This is a genomic window from bacterium (genome assembly GCA_017744355.1).
In the GTDB taxonomy this organism is placed as follows: domain Bacteria; phylum Cyanobacteriota; class Sericytochromatia; order S15B-MN24; family UBA4093; genus JAGIBK01.
Genome location: JAGIBK010000022.1, coordinates 1 through 721, shown reverse-complemented (window position 1 = coordinate 721; position 721 = coordinate 1). Strand labels below are relative to the sequence as shown.

Sequence of the window (721 nt, the reverse complement as noted above, 5' to 3'; positions counted from 1 at the left end):
GTAGATGAGATCGCCAATCGCCAACATGGGAGAGAGGGCGTCGAAGGCTGCGGCCTTCGACGTGGCCCCCGTTCCGCCATGCGCGATATCCACCGTGGGAAGGTCTGCGACCACGAGAGAGCGGAAGCTAGGAGCAACCGCACCACCCGAGGCAGGCCCCGCGAAGACCTGGTTTGCCGCCTGAGTGGCGAGAGCAGCCGTCAACGTGCCGGCACCCGCATTGACCGGCGAGCCGGTCACGGTGAAGATGCTCGGCAAGCTGAGCCCCACCGATTGAAGCATCTGCTGGGTTGCGCCGTTGATGCGCGCGAAGATGCCGGCGCTCGTGCTCCAGATATCACCATTGCCGGGCGTCGTCGGCGCTACACCATGAGGCAGATTGAAGCCCGCCCCGCCCGCTGCCGAAGCGGCGGTCGTAACTTTGCCCGTGAAGGTGTCGCCCGCCCTGTTCGCGGGCGTGTAGCCGAGCGCGGCGATGACGTTGGCGGACGCGATAGAGATCGTGCCAGCCGTGTTGGTGATATTCGAGCCAGTCTTGACCGCCCCGAAGACCGAGGCGGTAGCCGCTGGCAAACGCGCCGCAGGCAGCGTCCCGGAATTAATGTTATCCGCATTTACGTTGTTGCGTAAATACTCAGTCCTATCAAGCAAGGCCTGAAACGCAGGGTAGAGGCTCGCGGCCGTGCGCTTCTCTTTGACCGGCTGTCCTGGAAGGCTGTCC

At 63.9% G+C, this 721-nt stretch carries 1 protein-coding gene; it reads right to left on the bottom strand.

Annotated features, from left to right (window positions below; all coding sequences use genetic code 11):
* On the bottom strand, positions 1-721 hold a 721-nt coding region (locus tag J7643_19955), incomplete at both ends, for a hypothetical protein (GenBank protein ID MBO9542868.1).